The organism is Pseudohaliea sp., from assembly GCF_040217025.1.
Taxonomy (GTDB): Bacteria; Pseudomonadota; Gammaproteobacteria; order Pseudomonadales; family Halieaceae; genus Pseudohaliea.
Window position 1 is genome coordinate 1031166 of sequence record NZ_JAVJOA010000008.1, and the last position, 22901, is coordinate 1054066.

Sequence of the window (22901 nt, forward strand, 5' to 3'; positions counted from 1 at the left end):
GATAGCCGAGAAACAAAAAAAGGGTGCCGGGGATGAGAGTGGGTAAGTGGGTTCCCGGCACCCTGGAGTCAAGCGCCGGCCGGGAGGCCGGCGCAGCGGTTGTGTTTACGCGTCGTCATCCGCCTCGCTGTCGGCCGGCGTCTCCTCGACCGGGGCTTTTGCCGCGGGCTTCTTGATGTCGAGCACCTGCTCGCGGATCTGCGTCTCGATCTCGCTCGCCAGGGCCGGGTTGTCCTCGAGGAACTTCGAGGCATTGGCCTTGCCCTGGCCGATCTTGTCGCCCTTGTAGGCGTACCAGGCACCGGACTTCTCGACCAGGTTGAGCTTCACACCCCAGTCGATGATCTCGGCCATGCGGTTGATGCCGCGGCCGTAGGTAATCTGGAACTCGGCCTGCTTGAAGGGCGGCGAGACCTTGTTCTTCACCACCTTCACGCGGGTCTCGTTGCCGACCACCTCGTCGCCCTCCTTCACCGCGCCGATACGGCGGATGTCGAGGCGGACGGAGGAATAGAACTTGAGCGCGTTGCCACCGGTGGTGGTTTCCGGCGAACCGAACATGACACCGATCTTCATGCGAATCTGGTTGATGAAGATCACCAGGCAGTTGGTCTGCTTGATGGTGGCGGTGAGCTTGCGCATGGCCTGGCTCAGCAGCCGCGCCTGGAGGCCGACGTGGCTGTCGCCCATCTCGCCCTCGATCTCCGCCTTCGGCGTGAGCGCGGCGACGGAGTCGACCACGAGCACGTCGACGGCGCCGGAGCGCACCAGCATCTCGGCGACTTCCAGCGCCTGCTCGCCCGTGTCGGGCTGGGAGACGATGAGGTCGTCCACCTGGACGCCGAGCTTTTCGGCGTAGGTCGGGTCCAGGGCGTGCTCGGCATCGATGAAGGCCGCGGTGCCGCCGGCCTTCTGCGCCTCGGCGATGACCTGCAGCGTCAGGGTGGTCTTGCCGGAGGATTCCGGGCCGTAGATTTCGCAGATGCGGCCCTTGGGCAGGCCGCCGATGCCGAGGGCGACATCGAGGCCCAGGGAGCCGGTGGAGATGGCCGGGATGGCGACCCGCTCCGTGTCGCCCATGCGCATGACCGTGCCCTTGCCGAACTGGCGCTCGATCTGGCCGAGGGCCGCCGCCAGTGCCTTTTCCTTGTTCGCGTTCATGTCCACTCTCCGTCGCTCCCGATGGCCGCAGCCGTCTGTCGTTGTTAAGCACCGCACTAACTACTGTATATATCCTCAGTGCTTTTCGAGGCGATTGCAAGAGGTTCGCGGCCTCAAATCCGGGCAGAATCCGGCCATGTCGCCCGGACCAGCCTGAAAAGGCGACAGGTCCCGGCAGCCGCCGGCAGACCGCCTACGCGGCGATGGGCTGGCCGTCGTCGGCGACGGCGTAGAACAGGCAGTCGGACTGGGCGATACCGGCGTTGGTGGTGATCATGAACAGCTTCAGCGACTGTGCCGGGCGCAGCTCGCCGTCCTCGATGCGCACGAGCCGGTCGACGGCACAGGCCCCCGAGGCATCGACGGCCCGGAAAAGACGCGTCGGCAGCCCCCCGGTCCAGCCCAGGACGACGTCGGGACCGACGCTGCCGAAGTTGTGGTGCTCGATATCCGGGCGCAGGGTGATGTCGTGCCCGGCACAGGGCCGCGGCGCATAGGTGAGGCTGACGCCCTCGCGAAGCTCGAGGCGGACCGGGTCGGCCAGGCGCTCGAGGCCCCGTTCGCGGATACTGCCGGCGAAGACGTCAGGCACCGCCGCATAGCGGCAGAGACCCTCGAAGGCGCAGCGATCGGCGGCGGCATCGAGGCGGCCGCCCACCTCGATGGTCACCGTGGGACAGCGGCGGTCGCTGATCTCCATGAGCGCGCCCAGGTCGAGGCGGGAGATGATCAGGCGCCCGGTGAACAGCGCTGCCAGCGCATCGTGCTGCCGGTCCGGGAAGGTGCAGACGGCGAAGGAAGGTCCCGAGCCGGAAGTGTTGTGCATGTCGACCACCGCCTCCGGGCGGTGCAGCCGCAGCAGCTCGAGGATCTCCTCGGCCAGCCGGCCCTGGGCATCGTCGAAGGGCGGGCGGAAGCAGCGGTTGAGGTCGCGGGCCCGCGGCAGCATGCGGTGGGTGAACAGCGGCTCGGTGAGCGCAGCGGTCACCGAGGCGACGACGCAGACCAGGTTCACGGCCGGCCGCTCTCCCTCGCGCAGCCAGCGCCACAGCGCGCGGGCGCCGGAGGGCTCGTTGCCGTGCAGCAGGGTGACGAAGGCGCGGCAGCGGCTGTCATCGGCGCCGCTGATGAACAGGCAGGCGGGGCCTTCGAGCCAGCGCAGGAACGCCTCGAAGCTGTCGCCGATGGCCGCCGGGTCCGGGTCGCGCAGGAAACGGAAGCGCCTCACAGCGGCCACTCCGCCACCGGCTGGTTACTGTCCGCCAGCGCCATGAAGCGCTTGAGCATCTCGTGCTGGGCATCCGGGGTCGGGAGCCCGCCGTCCAGGCCGTGCAGCGTGTCGAGCTGCCAGGTCGCACCGGTCTGCTGCGCCGCCAGCCGCGCGCCGATCACGCCGAGGTAGTGGCTGATCTCCTCCGCCGGCGTGCCGATGGCCGCCAGGCCCTCGGCGGCCACGGGCAGGCAGGCCTCGATAAGGGCCGTCACCGGCGTCTCGGCGAGGCCGTGCTGGTCCTCGCGCGGCCAAACCAGCTTCGCCGCGAGGCCGTGCTGCGCGGCGCGGTAGAAGTTGTACTCGGCAATGTGGAAGGGCAGGGCCGGCAGGAGGCGGTTGATCCGCGGGCGCAGCCCCTCGGCGAGACCCACCAGGAAGGCGGCGTTGGCGACCATGTCGACGGGCGTCGGCCCCGCCGGCAGCGAGCGCAGCTCGATGCGCAGGTGCCCGCCGTCCACCGGGTCGTAGACCGGCCGGTTCCAGAGCCAGACCGTGGACAGGTGCAGGCGCAGCTCGTCCAGGGACGGCGCCCCCGGGGCCTCGCCCTGGCCGCAGATGGGCAGCAGGGGCGGATACAGCCGCACCTGCTCGGCAAAGAGTTCGTGGGCGCCGCGACGCACCCAGCCGCGGCCGAAGTTCACCCGCGCCGGCTCGCTCCAGCTGTAGCGGTCCCGCTGCCGGCAGTCGATGGACTGCTTGAACAGGGGAATGCGCGTCTCCCGCCAAAGCGCATGACCGAACAGCGTGGGCGAGTTGCCGGCGATGGCCAGGGCCAGCGGCGTGGCCAGCTGCAGCGCATTGTAGGTGTCCGCGTAGACGGCCGGTGCCACCCGGTAGTGCACCTGGAAAGAGGTATTGGCGCCCTCCAGGGTGATGTCCGCCATATCGATCTGCAGCGGGTTGCGGCCGTTGATGTCGATGCGGAAGTTGCTGCCCCGGCGCTCGATGAGCTGCGCCACCAGCGCGTGGTAGCGGCGCCGGTCGGTGATGGAGCCCGGGCCGAAGTCCGCCTCGCGCAGCGTCGGCAGGATGCCGATGGCGACCACCTGGCCACCGTGCGCCGCGGCGTGGCCCTTGAGGTCGGCGAGGCAGCCGAGAATCTCCCGCTCGGTGGCCGAGAAGGCGCCGCCGGCCACCGGCCCAGGGGTCAGGTTGTACTCGAGGTTGTAGCGGTTGAGCTCCAGCGTGAGCCGCGGATCTGCCGCCGCGGCGTACACCTCCTGGTTGACGTGCAGCGGGTTGCCCTCGCCGTCGACGAGATAGAGCTCGAGTTCGGCGCCGAGGGTGGGGGCGCCGACGCCGAAATCCGGCGTATTGAGCAGGCCCTCGAGGTCGCTGAGGTTCTGCTCGAGCCGCGCCTCGAAGGCCCGGAAGTCCTCCGGGTCAAAGGCGGTGCGATCGATCTCGATGCCCACGGCGCCGGCGGCCCCCGCGCCGTCAATACATGACGACAGAGCGGATACTTTCACCCGCATGCATCAGGTCGAAGGCCGTGTTGATCTCCTCCAGGGGCATGGTGTGGGTGATCAGGTCGTCGATGTTGATGTGTCCTTCCATGTACCAGTCGACGATCTTCGGCACGTCCGTACGCCCGCGCGCGCCGCCGAAAGCCGTGCCCTTCCAGGTGCGGCCGGTGACGAGCTGGAACGGCCGGGTGCTGATCTCCTGGCCCGCGCCGGCGACGCCGATGATGCAGCTCTGGCCCCAGCCCTTGTGCGCGCACTCGAGCGCCTGGCGCATGACGTTCACGTTGCCGATGCACTCGAAGCTGTAGTCCACGCCGCCGCCGGTCATGGCGATGAGGTGCTGGGTGACGTCGTCCACGTCCTTCGGGTTGACGAAGTCGGTCATGCCGAACTGCCGGCCCAGGGCCTCCTTGGCGGGGTTCATGTCGACGCCGATGATGCGCGAGGCGCCGACCATGCGCGCGCCCTGGATGACGTTGAGGCCGATGCCGCCCAGGCCGAACACGGCGACGGTGGCGCCGGCCTCGACCTTCATGGTGAAGGCGACGGCGCCGATGCCCGTGGTCACGCCGCAGCCGATGTAGCAGATCTTGTCGAAGGGCGCGTCCTCGCGCACCTTCGCCACGGCGATTTCCGGTAGCACCGTGTGGTTGGCGAAAGTGGAGCAGCCCATGTAGTGCAGCAGCGGCTTGCCGTCGAGGGAGAAGCGGCTGGAGCCGTCCGGCATCACACCCTGGCCCTGGGTCTCGCGGATGGCCTGGCAGAGGTTGGTGCGCGGGTGCAGGCAGAAATCGCACTCCCGGCACTCGGGTGTGTACAGCGGGATCACGTGGTCGCCGGGCTTCACGGAGGTCACGCCCTCCCCCACCTCGACGACGACGCCGGCACCCTCGTGGCCGAGGATGGTCGGGAAGGCGCCCTCCGGGTCATCCCCGGACAGGGTGAAGGCATCGGTGTGGCAGACCCCGGTCGCCTTCAATTCCACCATCACCTCGCCGGCGCGGGGGCCCTCGAGGTCCACCTCGCAGATTTCCAGGGGCTTGCCGGCACCGAAGGCGACTGCTGCGCGTGTTTTCATGGGCGTTCTTCCTTGAAGACAGATACTGGGTTGGAACCCCGGATCATAGAGAGTTTGCCCGCGAGGAGCCAATGGCGGCGGGGCGGGCTCCCGCTGTCCCGCCCGGCCGGCGACGGCGAAGCGCAACAGTCCCGGGAAACGGTCTCCAATGCGGCCTCCGCCAGCCTGTCCAGGGTCCGTCCAGTTTCTGCAACGGCGGGGCGCACTTCCGGGGCGTCCAAAAACGCGCCCCGACGGTATATGTTAAAGCAATTAACATTTATGTTAATCTCCTTAACATTGCCGCGAAGAGGTGACGTCATGGCTGCAGAGGGACGAAGCAGGCGCTGGGCATCGACAATGACCGCGACGGGGGTCGCCGCGCTGGTTACCGCGGTAATCACCGCCGCCCTGCACGCCCGCGTGGACGATCCCGGGGAGCGTCCCGGCCGCGACGCCATGCCCGTGGCGACCGTGGACTTCGAGCAGGTGGGCGCCTTCGAGCGCGAGCAGCGCTTCCTGGGACTGGTCAAGGCGGCCACCAGCGGCACCGTCGGCTTCGAGGTCCCGGGCGCCATTGATGCGATCCTGGTCGACGAGGGCGAGCGGGTGGCCGCCGGCACTGCGCTGGCGCGCCTCGACACGCGCTCCCTGGAAGCCCGGCGCAAGGCCGCGGCGGCGACCGTGGCCCAGGTGCGCGCCGAACTCGAGCTCGCCCGGGCGCGCAGCGAGCGGCAGGCGCCGCTCGCCGCCAGTGGCGCCATCTCCCGGCAGAACTTCGACGACACGCGCCTGGCGGAGAAAGCCTTGATGGCCCGCCTCGAGGCGGTGACGGCGGAGCTGGACAGCCTCAGCATCGACCTCGACAAGTCGGTCCTGCGTGCCCCCTACGCGGCGCGCGTGGGACGCCAGCACCTGGACCGCGGCACGGTCACGGAGCCCGGCCGGGCCGTGTTCACACTGGTCGCCGATGGTGAGCGCGAGGCGCAGGTCGGCATCGCCGTAGAGCAGGCCGGCACGCTGGCGGTCGACCGGGTCTATCCGCTCGAGCTCCGCGGCGAAACGATCGACGCGCGCCTGCGCGGTATCCGGCCCGATGTCGACCCGGTCAGCATGACCGCGGCGGCGATCTTCGTGCTGCCTGCCGGCACCGAGGCCTTCGACGGCGAGCCCGTGACCATCAGCCTGCCCCGGCGGGTCGCGGCAGCGGGCGGCTGGCTGCCGCTGTCGGCGCTGCTGGAGGGCGAGCGCGGCGTGTGGACCGTGCTCGCGCTGCGCGAGCGCGCAGGCGGGAGCGTCGCACTGCGCGAGGTGGTCGAGGTCCTGCACGTCTCCGGGGACCGCGCCTTCGTGCGCGGCACGCTGAACGACGGCGACCGGGTGATTGCCGACGGTATCCACCGGGTCGCACCCGGCACCCGCGTGACCGACAGCGCGGGCGACCGGCTCGCGGGAGCCTGAGCCGTGCTCGCACACAGCCTGTACCGCAACGGTCGCTACCTGTGGCTCGCGATCCTCGTGATCGTGCTGGTGGGGCTTGCCAGCCTGCGCTCCCTCGGGCGCCAGGAAGACCCCACGATCACCAACTACGTGGCCACGATCACGACGTTCTTCCCGGGCGCCGAACCGGCACGGGTCGAGGCCCTGGTCACCCGGCCCCTGGAGGAAGAACTGCGCGCCATCGCGGAGGTCGACGAGGTGCGCTCCACGTCTTCCAGCGGCGTGGTGTCGGTCGTGGTGGAGCTCTACGACACGCTGGCCGATGAGGAGATCGAGCGCGCCTGGTCCGAGGTGCGCGCCGCCATCGACGATGCCACCCTGCAGTTCCCGCCGGGCGTGCTGCCGCCCGCCTTCGACAACAACCGGACCCTTGCCTACGCGCGGATCGTCGCCCTCACCTCCGCGCCGGGCTACGACGTGCCGCTGTCGCTGCTCAGCCGCACGGCCGATGACCTCGCCGAGCGCGCGCGCAACTTCCCGGGCACGCGCCTGGTCGAACTGTTCGGCGAGAGCAGCGAGGAGATCCGCGTCGACCTCGACGAGCAGGCCATGCTGGCCCGGGGCATCGGCATGGGCGAGCTGACCCGGGCCCTGCGCGGTGCCGACCCCCGGCAGGCTTCCGGCCGGGCCAGCGGCCGCGTCAACGACCTGCTCATCGAGGTGGCCGGCGAGTTCGACTCCGCCGCCCGCATCGCCAACGTGATCGTGCGCACCGACAGCCGCGGCGGCGCCGTCACCGTGGGCGACATCGCGCAGGTCTACCGCGCCGAGGAGTCGCCGCCGCGTGCCGCCGCCTTTACCGAGGGGCGTCCCGGTGTGCTGATGGGCGTTGCCATGCACGAGGGGCTGCAGGTGGACCGCTGGAGCCGCGCCTTCGAGGCATTCCTCGACGAGTACCGGGCATCGGCACCGGCGGGCGTGCAGATCGAGACCAGCTACGACCAGGCCGGCTACACGCTGAAGCGGCTGCGGGACGTGAGCCTCAACCTGGTCGCCGGCATGGGCCTGGTACTCCTGGTGCTGCTGTTCACCCTGGGCCTGCGGGCGGCCACAGTGGTCGCCGTCATTCTGCCGCTGTGCACGGCGCTGTCGATCATCTGCATGTATCTCCTCGCTCTTCCCATCCACCAGATGTCCGTCACCGGGCTCGTCGTCGCCCTGGGCCTGCTGGTGGACGGCTCCATCGTGATGACCGACGAGGTGCGCAAGCGGCTGCTCGCGGGCCTGGCGCCGGCCGAGGCGATCGGCGAGGCCGTCTCCCGGCTGCGGGTGCCGCTGCTGTCATCGACGGCGACGACGGTGCTGGCCTTCGTACCCATGGTCCTGCTGCCCGGGGGCGCGGGCGACTTCCTCGGCTCCATCGCCAAGGCCGTGGTGATCATGCTGACCGGATCTCTGCTGCTCGCCCTCACGATCACGCCGGTGCTCGCCGCGCGGCTGCTGCCCGCGGGCTTAGCCGGGCGAGAGCGTTGGTGGGAGGCCGGACTGCCCAGCGGCCGCGCCGGGCGTGCCCTCGCCCGCGCCCTTGACTGGTCCGTGCGCCATCCGGCAGGCTCGGTCGCGCTCGCCCTGGCCCTGCCGGCGGCCGGCTTCCTGTCCTTTCCGACGCTCACGGCGCAGTTTTTCCCGGGCACGGACCGCGACCAGCTCTACCTGCAGGTGTCGCTGCCGCCCGGGCGCTCGATCAACGACACCGACCGCCTAGTGCGCGAGCTCGACGCGCGCCTGCGCGAGGAGCCGCTGATCCGGCGCATCGACTGGAGCCTCGGCGAGAGCCCGCCGCCCTTCTACTACAACGTGATCCGCAGTCGCGAGGGCATCCCGGGCTATGCCCAGGCCATGGTGCTGACCCGCGACGAGAACCGGACCGACGACCTGATCCGGCGCCTGCAGCGCCAGCTGGACGCGCAGTACCCGGAGGCCCGCATCGTGGTCCGTGGCATCGACCAGGGCCCGCCGGTCGCGGCGCCGCTGGAGATCGAGCTCTTCGGCCCGGACCTGGAAACCCTGCGCCGGCTCGGCGAGGCCTTCCGCCTGCGCATGGAGCGGGTCACGGATATCACCCACAGCAGCACCACGCTGGTCGCCGGTGCACCGAAGCTGGTCCTCGAGCTCGACGAGCAGCGCGTGCGCCGCGCCGGCCTGGAGCTGGCCGTGGTCGCCGACACGCTGGATGCCGCCCTGCGCGGCCGCGTGGCCGGGGAACTGCTCGAGGGGACCGAGCGCCTGCCCGTCCGCGCGCGGCTGCGCGAGAGTGACTGGTCGACGCCGGAGCAGATCGCCAGCATCCGCCTCCCGCTGCCCGGCGCCGCGGAGGGACTCAACAGCATCGCACTGTCGACGCTCGGCAGCTTCGAACTGCAGCCGGCGAGCAGCCCGATCTCGCGCAAGAACGGTGAACGCGTGAACATCGTGCAGGGCTATGTCACTCGCGGCGTGCTGGCGGAAGAGGCATTGAAGGAACTGCGCGCCATCCTGGCCGATGACCCCGTGCCGCTGCCCAGCGGCTACCGCTACCAGTTCGGCGGCACCGCCGATGCCCGCGCCAGCGTGGTGCAGAACATTATCGCGCCGATGGGCATGGTCGTCGCGGCGCTGCTGGCCACGATCGTACTCACCTTCAACTCCTGGCGCCTGTCCGCCGTCGCCTTCACCGTGTTTCTGCTCTCCATGGGCCTCAGCCTACTGGCCCTCGCGGTGTTCCGTTATCCCTTCGGGGTGCAGGCGCTGATCGGCGTCATCGGCTCCATCGGTGTCTCCATCAACGCCGCGATCATCATCCTCACCGCGCTGCAGCTCGACGAGCGGGCCATGCGCGGTGATGTCGACGCTGTCTGCGAGGTGGTACTGGGATCGAGCCGCCACATCGTGTCGACGACGATCACCACCTTCGGCGGCTTCCTGCCGCTGATCCTTGAAGGCAGCCAGTTCTGGCCACCCTTCGCGATGGCGATCGCCGGTGGCGTACTGCTTTCCACCGTGGTGTCGTTCTTCTATATTCCGCCCATGTTCATGCTCGCCTATCGACGCCACCACCGCCGGGCCCTGGCGGAAGCGCCGGTGCCCGCCGCCGCGGTCGGCGGCCTGCCGCAGCGCGGGCCGGCGTGAGCCGGGCGGAGAAGAGCTACCACCACGGCGACCTGCGCAACGCACTCATCGTCGCCGCGGCGGAGCTGATCGAGGAGAGCGGCTCCCTCGGCTTCACCATGGCCGACGCGGCGCGCCGAGCCGGGGTCAGCAATGCCGCCCCCTACCGGCATTTCCGCGACAAGGAGGCCCTGCTCGAGGCGGTGAGCCAGCTGGGCTTCTTCGGCCTCGGCGAGACCGCGCGCGAGGTGCGCGACAGGTACCCCGCGGGCAGCATCGAGGCGATCATCGCCCTCGGTCAGAACTACATCGCCTTCGTCACGGAAAAGTCAGCCTTCTATGACCTGATGTGGGGCGACATCGGCAAGCGCGCCTTCGATGCCGACAACTTCGATCGCAAGGCCGTCGGCTTCTTCGTGCTGGTGGAGACGGTGCGCGCCTACCTCGCAGCGCAGGGCGCAACCGACGTCGACGAGCTCGACACCGCCATCAAGCTGTGGGCCCTCGTGCACGGTTTCAGCGCCATCTGCATGAGCGGCAAGCTGCCCTACTTCCATGCCGCGGCCGACGTCCCGGCCATGCTGGACACGGCGACGCGCAGCTTCCTGGCCGGCGTTATTGCGGGTCGGGGGAAGTCGCCGTCGTCGTGAACTCGCAACGGGTCTCCCGCACGAGCCGTTCGGCCGCGGCAAAGGGCGCGGCGAGGTCCGGGTAGGCCGAGAGGCACGACCCGGTCAAGCCCTGGTCGATCTCGGTGTCCGGCGGCAGCGGCGACGGTATGGTCGCGCGGAGGACGTGATGGATCGGCCCGCCACGGTCGGCACAGGCATCCGGTGTGCGGTATAGCACCCCCTCGGCCGCCCGCAGCGCCGTGAGCAGTTCGACCGCCTGCTCCCCGGACAGCGTCCCCTCGCAGGCGCCCCCCGCCTTCGCGGCGGCGAAGCGACGCCGCGACCAGTCCGCGCTGAAGCGCTCGAGCGCGGCCGGGGCGCCGGGCCCGGCGGTCAGCACGACGCGGAAGACCGGCAGCCGCGTGTAGGCCTCCTCGAGCTGAGCGCGGGTCTCGACCCGCGACACCAGGAGTGCATAGCCCAGCGACCCGTAGACCAGCAGCCCGGCGAGACCCGCGACAACCGCCGCGATGCGAAGGCCGGTCGGCGGCAGCCAGACCGCGAGCATGATACCGGCGACGAGCGCCGCGAGGGCGCCGAGCGCTGCCCAGCCCACTACGATCGCGGGCCCGGCAAGACCGCTCCCGGGCGGGACGCAGCAACGCCCCCCGATGTAACCGGCCAGGGCGAAGCCGCAGCCGGCGAGGCCGAGCGAAAGCACAGTACCGAACAGGAAACGGCGGGGGCGGGTCATGGTTCATCCTGCCTGCGAGGTGGACCTTTCAACTCGCTACTCTAACCCAGCGCCATCTGCCGTGCGCGCTGCCTTACTGGCACAGCGCCGCGGCCCTCGCCTACAAGCCCATGGACCGCTGCGCCACGGTCAGGGGCGGCCGGCTGCTGCGCCGCTGGCTGCACCGGGATCCTCCACCGTGCACCTGCTGTGACCAGGACGGCCACACTGGATCGAATCGGCCAGCATGCCCCGGTGCCATTGACCTGGCGCTACATTTCTTCGCGCCGGCTTTTCCACCGCAGAGCGCTGTAGTAATTTGGCGGTGATCTTAAGTCACAGCCACAGCTGCCATGACCGAAAAGCCATCCACTGACGCCGCGGCCGGTAGCGGGCCGCACGCTTCCACCCCTGCTTCGGCGACACAGAGCAGCGCCGCCTTTCGTGGCTACGTGGTGGCAATCGGCGCTTCAGCCGGCGGGCTCGACGCTCTGGAACGTCTGTTTAGCGAGCTGCCCAGTGCTTCCGGTGCAGCCTACGTCGTCATCCAGCACCTCTCACCGGACCACAAGAGCATGATGGACAACCTGCTCGCGCGGCACACGGCGATGCCGGTGACCGTGGCCGAGAACGGCATGTCCCTTTTGCCCGATCATGTTTTCCTGATCCCGCCCGGCAAGAACATGACCATCGCCGGAGATCGTCTCCAGCTGGTACCAAAGAGCCCGCACGGGCTGAGCCTGCCCATCGACCTGTTTTTCCAGTCCCTGTCGGCCGAAGTCAGCGAGCGCGCCGTGGGAATCATCCTCTCCGGCACGGGCTCCGACGGCACCCGCGGCGCGGTCGCCCTGAACAATGCCGGCGGTTTTCTTCTCGCCCAGGACCCGGAAAGCGCCAAGTTCGACGGCATGCCCCGCAGCGTCATCGCCACTGGGCTGGTCGACGAGGTGATGCCCCCGGAAGCCATCGCGGCCCGGGTGACAGGCCATGTCACCAATCACGTTAAACCCAGTGCCAAAGTCGCCGGGAGCGGCGGGCAGCAGGCCAATCCGCTGGAGGGGATCCTCGCGCTGCTGCACGAGGTCGGCGGTGTCAATTTCCGTGACTACAAGGTGGCCACGGTACAGCGCCGGATCGAGCGGCGCATGCAGCTGCGGCACGTGGCAGACATCGAGAACTATCTTCACCTCTTGAGGAGTGATAACAGTGAGGTCAGCACGCTGCGGCGCGATGCGCTGATCCCGGTCACCAGTTTCTTTCGCGATAGCAAGACCTTCGAAGCCCTCGCCGATCGGGTCATCCCCGAAATCGTCGCCGCCCACAGCGAACACGAGCCGGTGCGGGTCTGGATCGCGGGCTGCTCCACGGGCGAAGAGGCCTACTCGATCACTATCCTGTTCCTGGAGGCCTTTGACCGGCTGCGCCGCTGGCCGCAGCTGAAGGTTTTCGCCACCGACGTCGAGCAGCAGTACATCGACATCGCCAGCGCCGGCGTGTATTCCGAGGGCATCGCCAACGAAGTCAGCGAAGAGCGCCTGGAGCGCTTCTTCGAGCACCGGGGCAACCAGTTTGTGCTCAGGGCACCGGTACGCCAGCACATTGTCTTTGCCCGGCACAATGTGCTCGAGGACCCGCCCTTCACCCGCATGGACCTCGTCTCCTGCCGCAACACGCTCATCTATTTCAACGCGCGAGCCCAGGAACGCGCCCTGGGGCGCTTCCAGTATGCGCTGCGCAAGCAGAGCTACCTCTTGCTGGGCTCGAGCGAGAGCCTGGGCGCTCTGGACGACAATTTCCGCTGTCTCGACAGCAAGCACAAGCTGTTCCAGCTGCGCCGGACAGCGCCGCCGCCCCTCGACCTGGGTGCGCCGGGCACCCCCCGCGAGCGACCGAAGCGCACGGGGCGCGCCGCGGTCGGGGCAAACCGTGAGAGCCCGCTCATCGAGGCAGCCCGGTCGGCCCTGCAGGCGGAATACCAGCCCCCGGCGCTGCTCGTTAACCGGGAGCGCGAGTTGCTTCATGTCTTCGGCAACGCCCAGCGCTTTCTGCAGATTCCCGAGGGCAGCACGGCCTGGGAAATCACGCGCCTGCTCACCGGGCGCCTGTCCTCCATCGCCGCCGCACTCCTGCACAAGGCCGTCAAGGAAGGTGTGGCTCTGCGCTCGGACCGGGTAACCGTCGCCGACCGGGATGGCACGACGGTCACGCTGCACCTTTGCGTGAACCCGGTGAAGAGCGAACCCGACGGGGACGCCTTCTTTCTCCTCGTGGTGGAGGAGACAGAGGCGGCCGGGTCCGCGCACCAGCTGGTGGATAGCGGCGACCTCGACGCCGCCGCGAACGAACGGATCCAGGCCCTCGAGCGGGACCTCGAGGCGACGCGGGACAGCCTGCAGGCCACCATCGAAGAGCTGGAGACCTCCAACGAGGAACTGCAGGCCACGAACGAGGAGCTGATGGCCTCCAACGAAGAACTGCAGAGCACAAATGAGGAGCTGCAGTCCGTCAACGAGGAACTGTACACGGTCAATGCGGAGAACCAGGAGAAGATCGACATCCTGAACCGCCTGAATGCTGACCTAGACAACATGACCCGGGCGGCCATGATTCCAACCCTCTTCGTCGACGTGGCGCTGACCATCACCCGCTTTACTGCCGAGGCGCAGGCCCTGTTCAGCATCCGCGAAGGCGATATCGGACGGCCGCTCGCCGATTTCAGCCACTCGCTCGACTATCCGGAGCTGCTCGAGGACCTGCGCCAGGTAATCGCCACGGCGCAGCTCACCAGCCGCGAGGTCCGCGCCCGAGACGGACAGTGGCTGCTGGTCCGTATCCACCCCTACCTCGAGGAAGCGCGCACCATCAGCGGCGCGGTCATTACGATCATCGACACCACCCAGCTCAAGGATGCCCAGCGCCTGCAGGGTACGCTCGATTCCCTGTCCGAGCACATCGCCGTGCTCGATGGCGAGGGCACCATCACCATGGTCAACGACGCCTGGCGGAACTTTGCGCGCGCCAACGGTGACCGGGACCTCAAGGCCACCGGCCCCGGCATGAACTATCTCGAGGCCTGCGCCTGCCTCGGCAACGACAGCGACGATGACAATAGCGCTGGCGAGGCGCGCGCGGGGATTGCCGCGGTACTCGATGAACAGCGCGACAGCTTTACCCTGCGCTACCCCTGCCATTCGCCCACGGAACGGCGCTGGTTCGTGATGCACGCGGCGCCGGTCAAGGGCGGCGGGGGCGCTGTCGTCAGCCATATCGACATCACGCACTGGGTCGAGGAGGAACCGCCGTGAGCGCCCCGTCCGACGGCGGCGGCAGCGCCGACGCGCAGAAGCATGCCGGCGACAGGAAAGTTACCGACCCCGTCACCCACAAGGTGGAGGAGCTGCTTGAAGATCTGCACCAGCACCAGCAGGAACTGGAAGCGCAGAACGAGGAGCTTCGCGGCAAGCAGGCCCTTGCCGAGCAGGCGACGCGGCGCTTCACCGCCCTCTTTCGTAGCCTGCCGCTGCCCGCCCTCGTGATCGACGACGTGGGTGTCATACTCGACAGCAACGAGCTCGCCGAGGCACAGTTCGAATTAGGGCGTGCCAACCTGCGATCGCATTTCTTTCCCCGCTTCCTCCAGCCGGAAGGACAACGCAAGCTGCGCCGGGCAATCGCCGGAGCCCAGCAGGCGGGCACGGATGAAATCGCCCGGGTGTCCCTGCGCGGTCCCGCGGACGCTGGCGAAACCATTGACCTGCACGTGGCCCTGCTCGAGGCGGACACGGGCACAGCGACGCGCTATGCGGTGCTGATCGTGGATCAGACTGCACTCACCCGTGAGCGTGACAGCGCCGAGCGGGCGCGTGCGGAGGCGGTCCGGCTCAACCGCGCCTACGCCATGCTCAGCCACTGCAATCGTCTGATCATCAAGGCACGGGAGGAGGGTCCGCTGCGCGACGAGCTCTGTCGCCTTCTGGTCAAGTTCGGGGGTTACGGCGCTGCGACGATCGTGGAGCGCACAGGCGACGGCTTCCGCACTAGCGCCGGCGACGGCAGGCTTGTCAGCGAAGACCAGCTCGACCGCGTCCCACTGCCGGAGGAAGTCCTGCGGGACCTGCGGCGGGGGACGCAAAGCGTGGTGATCGACGATCTGGCGCTGGGCGTCAGCGGGGCCGTCTGGCAGGCGACCGCCCTCCGCTACGGCCTGCGCACCCTGGCCGCTTTCCCGATCGCCACCGGGCCGGACGACTTTCTCGGCGCGCTGCTCATCTGGGCACGCCTCCCGGGCTCCGTGGAGTCCGCAGAGCGGAAACTCCTCGACCAGCTTGCCGGCGATCTCGCCTGGGGGCTGCACGGGCTCCGCTTACGCCGGGCAATAGACGAGACAGAACGGCGGCTGGAGACCCTGCTGGAAAGCGCCAATACGGTACTCTGGGAGTGGCGGCCACAGGATGACTTCCTGCTGCTCGATCATCGCTGGCCGCAGCTTCGCGGTGAAGCAGCGCCGACGCCGGATCATCCCCCCCTGCGCTGGGAGCAGCTGCTCCCGGCCCACGACAAGGTCCGGCTGGAAGATGCCGTCCGGCGCCTCGCGCCGGAACGGCAGCACGGTGTCTTCTCGCTAGAACATGAGGTACGGCTGAAGGACGACGGCGCGGCCTGGGTGCTCAACCGTGGGCGGGTCATCGAGCGCGACCCGGAGCACGGCCCGCGTCGCATCATCGGCACCCTCGTCGACATCACGGAAAAGCACCGCGCCGAGCGCGAACTGCGGCTCGCAGCGAGTGTGTTCGACAACGCCCGGGAAGGCATCCTTATCGCCAACACGAAAGGCCGTATTATCAGCAGTAATCAGGCGCTCAGCCGCATCACCGGCTACGCCCGTGAGCAGCTGCTCGGACGCGAACTGGCGAGCCTCGCCGCGGCGGAGGATGGCGGCGAGGCGATGCGTAATACGCTGGAACGCGAGGGTGCCTGGAGCGGCGAGGTCTCCGGCCGCCGTCCCGACGGCGACAGCTTCTCGGCACTGGTTACCGTCAGCACCGTCAACGACCGGCGCGACCAGGCGCTGCACTATGTTGCGCTCTTCGCCGACATCGCCGAGCTCAAAGCGCAACAGGCGAGATTGAGCTTCCTCGCTCAACACGATGCGCTGACGGGCCTCCCGAACCGCGCCCTCCTGGCAGACCGGCTGGAGCAGGCCATGGCCCTGGCCCGGCGGCAGGAGCGTCTCCTCGCCATCGCTTACCTGGACCTCGACGACTTCAAGCCCGTCAATGATCGCTACGGCCACGAGGTCGGCGACCAGCTCCTGCTCGACCTCGCCCGGCGCATGAACGCTATCCTGCGCTACAGCGATACGCTGGCCCGCCTGGGCGGGGATGAGTTCGTGATCGTCCTGACAGACGTCGCCGACCCGGGAGCTATCAGCAAGCTGGTCACCCGACTGCTCAATGAGGTCAGCCGCCCCGCGCTGATCGCGGGCCACCAGGTCCGGGTCGAAGCGAGCATCGGGTTGCGCTTCTACAGCGTGGAAGACCACGGCACGGATGCCGAACAGCTCCTCCGCCAGGCAGACCAGGCCATGTACCAGGCCAAGCAGCGCGGCAAGGGCCGCTACGAGGTGTTCGATTCCGCCACGGCCCGCACGGCCCGCGCCCGGCATCAGGAGCTGGAGGAACTCCGCCGGGGCCTCGCGCGTGGCGAGTTCGAACTGCGCTACCAGCCGCAGGTCAATATGTGCAGCGGCGAACTGCTCGGCGTGGAGGCGCTGCTGCGCTGGTGCCACCCGGAGCGCGGCGAAACAGCCCCGGACGCTTTCATGCCGCTGGTGGAGTCGGACGAGCTCGCCATCGACGTCGGGCGCTGGGTGATAGCGTCGGCGCTCGAGCAGCAGCGGCGTTGGCGCAGCGCCGGCCTGCACGTCCCGATGAGTATCAACGTGTCGCCGCGGCACCTGCAGCATCCGGGGTTTATCGAGGATCTGGAACACCACGTGAACGGCACGGAGCGGCTCCAGGCTGGCGATCTCAAGCTCGAGCTGCTCGAGAGCAATGCCCTGGAAGATATCGAGGCCGTATCCACAACGATTGCCCGATGCCGGCGCCTCGGCATCGGCTTCGCCCTCGACGACTTCGGCACGGGCTTTTCGACCCTCAGCTACCTGAAGCAGATCAGCGCAGACCAGCTCAAGATAGACCAGAGCTTCGTGCGCGATATGGGAACGGACCCGGACGACCTCGTGATCCTCGAGGGGGTGCTCGCCATGGCCGGCGCGTTCCGCAAGGCAGTGATTGCCGAGGGAGTGGAGACGGAGGAGCACGGACGCATGCTGCTGCAATTAGGCTGCAGCGCCGGGCAGGGCTATGCCATTGCGCGGCCCATGGCGGCGGATGCGCTGCTGGCCTGGCGGGAGCGCTGGCGGCCACCGAAGAGCTGGCAACGCTGCTCCCCCCTCTCAGGGGCACGCCGCGATCTGCTGCGCGCCCGGGTAGAGCACCGCGCCTGGCAGCTCGCTGTCGTCGACTATCTCCAGGGCATCGGCGATGCCCCGCCGGAAATGGATCACGCGCAGTGCTACCTGGGCCGCGCCCTCGCGCAGGCCGCCCGGGAAGGCATTGCCAGCGCGGGCGGACACCTTCAACACTGCGAGGCAATGCATCGGGAAGTGCACGAGCGCGCCCGCGCCCTGATCGCCGCCTACCGCCACAGCGGCGGGCGCACGCCGGACGGCATCGAGGCCTTCCGGGCCTTTTCCCGGGAGCTTGCCGGTCACCTGAGCGGCCTGCTCGAGGCAGCGGAGACCGACGCCCGGCCGGAGGAAGCCTGAGCCGGGGGTCTCGCCACTGGCCGCCGGTCCGCCGGCTCACCTACAATCGCCCCCTCGACCCGGGACTTGAGCCGTGAGCAGCGAGACCAACGACCAGCACACCCCGATGATGCGCCAGTACCTGACCATCAAGCGCGAGCACCCGAACGAGCTGGTGTTCTACCGCATGGGTGATTTCTACGAGCTGTTCTACGACGACGCGAAGCGCGCCGCAAAGCTGCTGGACATCACTCTCACAGCCCGCGGCAAGTCCGCCGGCGAGGCCATCCCCATGGCCGGCGTGCCCTACCACGCGGCCGAGAGCTACCTGGCCCGGCTGGTCAGGGCCGGCGAGGCTGTCGCGATCGCCGAGCAGATCGGCGACCCGGCCGAGAGCAAGGGACCGGTGGAGCGGCGCGTGGTGCGCATCGTCACGCCGGGCACGCTGTCCGACGAGGCGCTGCTCGACGAGCGCACGGATCAGCTGCTCCTGGCCATCACCGCCCGCGGCGAGGATTACGGCATCGCCCACCTGGACCTGTCCAGCGGGACCTTCCGCGTGCTCGAGGTGTCGGGGGAAGAAGCGCTGCTCGGGGAGCTCGAGCGCCTGGACCCGGCGGAACTGCTCTACGACGAGAACCTGGGCAATGCCCTGGTCACCGCCCGCCCGGGGGCACGGTCCCAGCCCGCCTGGGAATTTGACCTGGAGAGCGCGCGCCGTGCCCTGAAGGAACAGTTCCAGACCCGGGATCTCGCCGGCTTCGGCTGCGAGGACCTGACCCTCGCCCTCGGCGCCGCCGGCTGCCTGCTGCAGTACGTCAAGGACACGCAGCGTTCGAACCTGCCGCACATCACGGCGCTCGCCGTGGAACGGCGCAGCGACAGCGTCGTCCTCGATGCCGCCACGCGCCGCAACCTGGAAATCGACCGCAACCTCGCCGGTGGCGAGGAGCACACGCTGCGCTGGGTCATGGACCGCTGCGCCACGGTCATGGGCAGCCGGCTGCTGCGCCGCTGGCTGCACCGCCCGCTAACGGACCGGGAGGAGCTCGCCGCCCGCCAGGACGCGGTGGACGCCCTCCTCGACGAGCACCGCTACGAGGACCTGCGCCAGCGCCTGAAGCCCATCGGCGACGTGGAGCGCATCCTCACCCGCATCGCCCTGCGCTCGGCCCGTCCCCGGGACCTCACCCGGCTGCAGGTCGCCCTCGACGCGGTGCCCGGGCTCGCCGCCGACCTCGCGGACCGGGACGCGGCGCGGCTCGCCGCCCTGCGCACGGCCCTCGGTGATTTCCCGGCGCTGCGCGACACCCTGGGCCGCGCGCTGGTCGAGAACCCGCCGGCGGTGATCCGCGACGGCGGCGTCATCGCCGACGGCTTCGACGACGAGCTGGATGAGCTGCGCGCCGTCTCCACCCACGCCGGCGACACGCTGGTGGCCATCGAGCAGCGCGAGCGCGAGGCCACGGGCCTGTCCACGCTGAAGGTGGGCTACAACCGGGTTCACGGCTACTACATCGAGATCAGCCGCGCCCAGGCGAAGGACGCACCGGAGCGCTACACCCGGCGCCAGACGCTGAAAAACGCCGAACGCTTCATCACGCCGGAGCTGAAGACCTTCGAGGACAGGGCGCTGTCGAGCAAGAGCCGGGCCCTGGCCCGGGAGAAGGCGCTCTACGATGGCCTGCTGGACCAGCTGAACGAGGCCCTCGCGCCGCTCAGGACCTCGGCGGCGGCCATCGCCCAGCTGGACGTGCTCGCCAACCTCGCGGAACGCGCCGACGCCCTCGGGCTCAGCCGCCCCACGCTCGTCGACGAGGCCGTATTCGAGGTCAGCCAGGGCCGGCATCTCGTCGTGGAGCAGGTGATCGACGAGCCCTTCATCGCCAATGACGCGCTGCTCAACGACGAGCGGCGCATGCTTCTCATTACCGGTCCGAACATGGGCGGCAAGTCCACCTACATGCGCCAGAACGCGATCATCGCCCTGCTCGCCCACAGCGGCAGCCGGGTGCCGGCGGCCGCCGCACGCCTCGGCGTCATGGACCGGATCTTTACCCGTATCGGCGCCGCCGACGACCTCGCCAGCGGCCGCTCCACCTTCATGGTGGAGATGACCGAGACGGCCAACATCCTGCACAACGCCACGCCGCGCAGCCTCGTGCTCATGGACGAGATCGGCCGCGGCACCAGCACCTTCGACGGTCTCAGCCTGGCCTGGGCCGCCGCCGTGCACCTCGCCCGCAGCGTGCGCGCCTTCACCTTCTTCGCCACCCATTACTTCGAGCTGACCGCGCTGCCGGAGAGCTGCCCGACCATGGTCAACGTGCACCTGGACGCCACCGAGCACCGCGATCACGTGGTGTTCCTGCACCAGATCCAGGCCGGCCCGGCGAGCAAGAGCTTCGGTCTGCAGGTGGCAAAGCTCGCCGGTGTTCCCCAGGCGGTGCTCGCTGCGGCGGCGGAGAAGCTGCGTGAACTGGAGGCCGGCCGCGCCTCCGCCGCCCCCGCGCCGGCCCCGGCGCAGAGCGACCTGTTCTCGGACCCGGCGCGCCACCCGGTACTCGCCGAACTGCGCGAGCTGGATGTCGACGCCCTGTCCCCGCGGGAAGCCCTGGCGCTGCTCTACACGCTGCGCGAGCGGCTCGACTGAGTACACCCTGAGCCAGATCAAGAAGACGCCATAACAGCGGGATTCGTGGGGTCTTTTCCCCCCCGGGTGCCCTTCCCGTGACGTCCCCTGGCCGCTAAACTAGCGCCGTTTTCGAATTTGCCAGCAACAAAAGGCGGTGAGTGGTATGACGTTCGTAGTAGGCGAGGACTGCATCAACTGCAAGCACACGGACTGCGTCGAGGTGTGCCCCGTGGACTGCTTCTACGAGGGTCCGAATTTCCTGGTCATCCACCCGGACGAGTGCATCGACTGTGCCCTCTGCGAGCCGGAGTGCCCGGTGGACGCCATCTTCTCCGAGGACGAACTGCCGGAAGACCAGCAGGCCTTCCTCGAGCTGAACGCGGAGCTCGCCGAGGTGTGGCCGAACATCACCGAGATGAAGGACGCGATGCCCGACGCCGAGGAATGGGCGGGCAAGCCGAACAAGCTGGAACTGCTCCAGCGCTGAGTATCCTGCTCCGGGGCGTCCGCCCCGGCGCGCTGCCAACGGGCCCGGAGGCCAGCGAATTTAACCGGCGCGACGCGGTCTGGAAGGCGTTGGCTGGACTGGCTGTCTGGACTAGCTGCCTGGCCTGGCAGTCCGGCGCACTGGCCTAGTGCAGCAGTGCGTCGACGGAGAGCCCCTGGCGCTCCATGATGCGGCGCAGCCGCTTCAGTGCCTCCACCTGGATCTGCCGCACCCGCTCCCGGGTCAGGCCGATCTCCTGCCCGACCTCCTCCAGCGTCGCCGTTTCGTGACCGAGCAGTCCGAAGCGTCGCGCGACCACCTCGCGCTGCTTCTCGTTGAGCTCCTCCAGCCACTGCACGATACCCTCGGCGATATCCCGGTCCTGCAGCAGGTCCGAGGGGTCGAGGGCGGCCTCGTCGGCGATGGTGTCGACCACCGCCGTCTCCGAGTCCGGGCCCAGGGGGGCATCCATGGACGCGATACGCTCGTTGAGGCCGAGCAGCCGCGTGACCTCTTCCACCGGCTTGTCGAGCATGTCGGCGATTTCTTCCGCGCTCGGTTCGTGGTCCAGCTTCTGGGTCAGTTCGCGCGCCGCGCGCAGGTAGACATTGAGTTCCTTGACCACGTGGATCGGCAGGCGGATGGTGCGGGTCTGGTTCATGATGGCCCGTTCCATGGTCTGGCGGATCCACCAGGTGGCATAGGTCGAGAAGCGGAAGCCGCGCTCCGGGTCGAACTTCTCCACCGCGCGCATGAGGCCCAGGTTGCCCTCCTCGATGAGATCGAGGAGCGACAGACCGCGGTGCAGGTAGCGGCGGGCGATCTTCACAACGAGCCGCAGGTTGCTCTCGATCATGCGCTTGCGTGCCGCCTCGTCGCCGGCGAGGGCGAGGCGCGCGAAGTGTTTCTCCTCGTCCGCCGTCAGCAGCGGCGAGAAGCCGATTTCGCTCAGGTAGAGTTGCGTGGCGTCGAGGCTGCGTTCGTTGCTGCCGGCCTCGAACACCTCGTTGTCGGCGCTGGTGTCGGCGGCATCGCTGTCGCTGTCCTCGCCGTCCTCCATGCTGGCGAACGGATTTTCAGCGGACAGGAGCTCCGAGACGTCCGCCGGCTGTGGCCCCCCTTTGCGCGCGTTGCCGTTACCGTGCGCGGCCTTCGATCTTCCCATAAGAGCGCCAGCGTCCTCTCCGCCAGTCGGCGGATTCGATTGCAGTCAGAGAGCCCTCGAAGAGATTACCCAAGGTGGCAGGGCGTGACAAGCCACGTTGACACACCCCGACCGGGTCAGGGCGACCGCTGCGCTCAGCGTTTCGGCAACAGGGACAGGGGATCGACGGGCTTGCCGTCGCGGCGGATCTCGAAGTGAAGCTTGACGCTGTCCGTGCCGCTGCTGCCGCGGGTGGCGATACGCTGGCCGGCAGCGACGTGCTCGCCCTCCCCGACCAGGAGGCGATCGTTGTGCCCGTAGGCGCTGAGGTAGCGCGCATTGTGGCGGACGATCAGCAGCTGGCCGTAACCGGCGATACCGGCCCCCGCGTAGACCACCCGCCCGGCCGCGCTGGCCCGCACCGGGTCGCCCTTCGCCCCGGCGATGTCGATGCCCTTGTGCACGGTAAGGGAGAAACGGCGGGAAACCTTGCCGGCGGCGGGCCAGCGCCAGCTCGATACCCGGGCCTCGGGCGCTGCGCCTGCCGCGGGCCGCGGCGCGGGCGCAGGAGCCGGGCTCGCCGCCGGCTTCGCCGGGGCCGCGCGCGGCGCTTCCTGCGCGGTCCGTGCGGGCGCGGAGGCCACCGGCCGCGGCGCCGGTGCCGCCCGGGCCTTCAGGTCCAGTTCCTGGCCCGGGTAGATCGTGTACGGCGGTGCAATCCCGTTAGCGGCGGCGAGGCGCCGGTAGTCGAGGCCGAAGCGGAACGCGATGCTGTATAGCGTGTCACCGCGGGCCACGGTGTAGCGGCCGCTGCGATCGACGCTGCCGGCTGCGCCGCGATCCTCGATCGGCGCCGGCGGATTGCTGCCGCAACCGGCGAGGCCCAGCAGGAGCCAGAGCACCACCGCCACCGCAGCGCTTCCGCGGCCCGGGCCCATG

The 22901-nt window shown here is 69.1% G+C and carries 14 protein-coding genes; 7 read left to right on the forward strand and 7 right to left on the reverse strand.

What is annotated here, in order from left to right:
• Positions 1-105: 105 nt before the first annotated feature.
• The 4 genes from recA to RKE50_RS08960 form a co-directional block, all read right to left on the reverse strand.
• Positions 106-1161 carry a recombinase RecA gene (gene recA / locus RKE50_RS08945; protein WP_350035985.1) on the reverse strand — a complete coding sequence of 352 codons (1056 nt, stop codon included), beginning with the start codon at positions 1159-1161 and terminating at the stop codon, positions 106-108.
• 193 nt (positions 1162-1354) lie between these two features.
• Entirely contained in the window at positions 1355-2389 is a 1035-nt protein-coding gene (locus tag RKE50_RS08950) for a M14 family metallopeptidase (protein ID WP_350035986.1), read from the reverse strand.
• Entirely contained in the window at positions 2386-3903 is a 1518-nt protein-coding gene (locus RKE50_RS08955) for a glutamate-cysteine ligase family protein (RefSeq protein WP_350035988.1), read from the reverse strand. The genes RKE50_RS08950 and RKE50_RS08955 overlap by 4 nt, the downstream gene beginning before the upstream one ends.
• Entirely contained in the window at positions 3872-4978 is a 1107-nt protein-coding gene (locus tag RKE50_RS08960; RefSeq protein WP_350035989.1) for an S-(hydroxymethyl)glutathione dehydrogenase/class III alcohol dehydrogenase, read from the reverse strand. Before RKE50_RS08960 ends, RKE50_RS08955 begins: the two co-directional genes overlap by 32 nt.
• 339 nt (positions 4979-5317) lie before the next feature.
• Here RKE50_RS08960 and RKE50_RS08965 point away from each other — a divergent pair, with 339 nt between their 5' ends.
• From RKE50_RS08965 to RKE50_RS08975, 3 genes are read left to right on the forward strand one after another with little or no spacing between them, the layout of a single operon-like run.
• Entirely contained in the window at positions 5318-6418 is a 1101-nt protein-coding gene (locus tag RKE50_RS08965; protein ID WP_350035990.1) for an efflux RND transporter periplasmic adaptor subunit, read from the forward strand.
• A 3-nt stretch (positions 6419-6421) separates the two neighbouring features.
• A complete protein-coding gene (locus RKE50_RS08970) occupies positions 6422-9565 on the forward strand; it encodes an efflux RND transporter permease subunit (protein ID WP_350035992.1) in 3144 nt (1047 codons plus the stop codon).
• Positions 9562-10194: a TetR/AcrR family transcriptional regulator gene (locus RKE50_RS08975; protein WP_350035994.1), complete on the forward strand. Its 633-nt coding sequence runs from the start codon at positions 9562-9564 to the stop codon at positions 10192-10194. Before RKE50_RS08970 ends, RKE50_RS08975 begins: the two co-directional genes overlap by 4 nt.
• On the opposite strand, the gene RKE50_RS08980 is transcribed toward RKE50_RS08975, so the two are convergent.
• On the reverse strand, positions 10160-10909 hold the full coding sequence (locus RKE50_RS08980; RefSeq protein ID WP_350035995.1) for a hypothetical protein: 750 nt from the start codon (positions 10907-10909) through the stop codon (positions 10160-10162). The two genes, RKE50_RS08975 and RKE50_RS08980, sit on opposite strands and share 35 nt — an antisense overlap.
• A gap of 332 nt (positions 10910-11241) precedes the next feature.
• On the opposite strand from RKE50_RS08980, the gene RKE50_RS08985 reads away from it, so the two are divergent.
• From RKE50_RS08985 to fdxA, 4 genes are all read left to right on the forward strand, one after another.
• On the forward strand, positions 11242-14193 hold the full coding sequence (locus RKE50_RS08985; protein WP_350035997.1) for a chemotaxis protein CheB: 2952 nt from the start codon (positions 11242-11244) through the stop codon (positions 14191-14193).
• Positions 14190-17717 carry an EAL domain-containing protein gene (locus RKE50_RS08990; protein WP_350035999.1) on the forward strand — a complete coding sequence of 1176 codons (3528 nt, stop codon included), beginning with the start codon at positions 14190-14192 and terminating at the stop codon, positions 17715-17717. Before RKE50_RS08985 ends, RKE50_RS08990 begins: the two co-directional genes overlap by 4 nt.
• A gap of 106 nt (positions 17718-17823) precedes the next feature.
• Entirely contained in the window at positions 17824-20349 is a 2526-nt protein-coding gene (gene mutS / locus RKE50_RS08995) for a DNA mismatch repair protein MutS (protein WP_350036495.1), read from the forward strand.
• A gap of 145 nt (positions 20350-20494) precedes the next feature.
• Positions 20495-20818 (forward strand): ferredoxin FdxA, encoded by a 324-nt coding sequence (fdxA, locus tag RKE50_RS09000; RefSeq protein ID WP_350036001.1) that lies wholly within the window; start codon positions 20495-20497, stop codon positions 20816-20818.
• A 145-nt stretch (positions 20819-20963) separates the two neighbouring features.
• On the opposite strand, the gene rpoS is transcribed toward fdxA, so the two are convergent.
• The gene (gene rpoS, locus RKE50_RS09005; protein ID WP_502937876.1) at positions 20964-21983 is read right to left on the reverse strand and encodes an RNA polymerase sigma factor RpoS; all 1020 of its coding nucleotides are present in this window, start codon (positions 21981-21983) and stop codon (positions 20964-20966) included.
• Positions 21984-22117: 134 nt separating this feature from the next.
• A complete protein-coding gene (locus tag RKE50_RS09010; RefSeq protein WP_350036002.1) occupies positions 22118-22900 on the reverse strand; it encodes a peptidoglycan DD-metalloendopeptidase family protein in 783 nt (260 codons plus the stop codon).
• Position 22901 lies beyond the last annotated feature (1 nt).

Coding starts and splice junctions, on each gene's coding strand:
- recA (WP_350035985.1), bottom strand. CDS start 1,161: ATGAACGCGAACAAGGAAAAGGCACTGGCGGCGGCCCTCGGCCAGATC.
- RKE50_RS08960 (WP_350035989.1), bottom strand. CDS start 4,978: ATGAAAACACGCGCAGCAGTCGCCTTCGGTGCCGGCAAGCCCCTGGAA.
- RKE50_RS08965 (WP_350035990.1), top strand. CDS start 5,318: ATGACCGCGACGGGGGTCGCCGCGCTGGTTACCGCGGTAATCACCGCC.
- RKE50_RS08980 (WP_350035995.1), bottom strand. CDS start 10,909: ATGACCCGCCCCCGCCGTTTCCTGTTCGGTACTGTGCTTTCGCTCGGC.
- RKE50_RS08985 (WP_350035997.1), top strand. CDS start 11,242: ATGACCGAAAAGCCATCCACTGACGCCGCGGCCGGTAGCGGGCCGCAC.
- mutS (WP_350036495.1), top strand. CDS start 17,824: ATGATGCGCCAGTACCTGACCATCAAGCGCGAGCACCCGAACGAGCTG.
- fdxA (WP_350036001.1), top strand. CDS start 20,495: ATGACGTTCGTAGTAGGCGAGGACTGCATCAACTGCAAGCACACGGAC.
- rpoS (WP_502937876.1), bottom strand. CDS start 21,983: ATGGGAAGATCGAAGGCCGCGCACGGTAACGGCAACGCGCGCAAAGGG.
- RKE50_RS09010 (WP_350036002.1), bottom strand. CDS start 22,900: ATGGGCCCGGGCCGCGGAAGCGCTGCGGTGGCGGTGGTGCTCTGGCTC.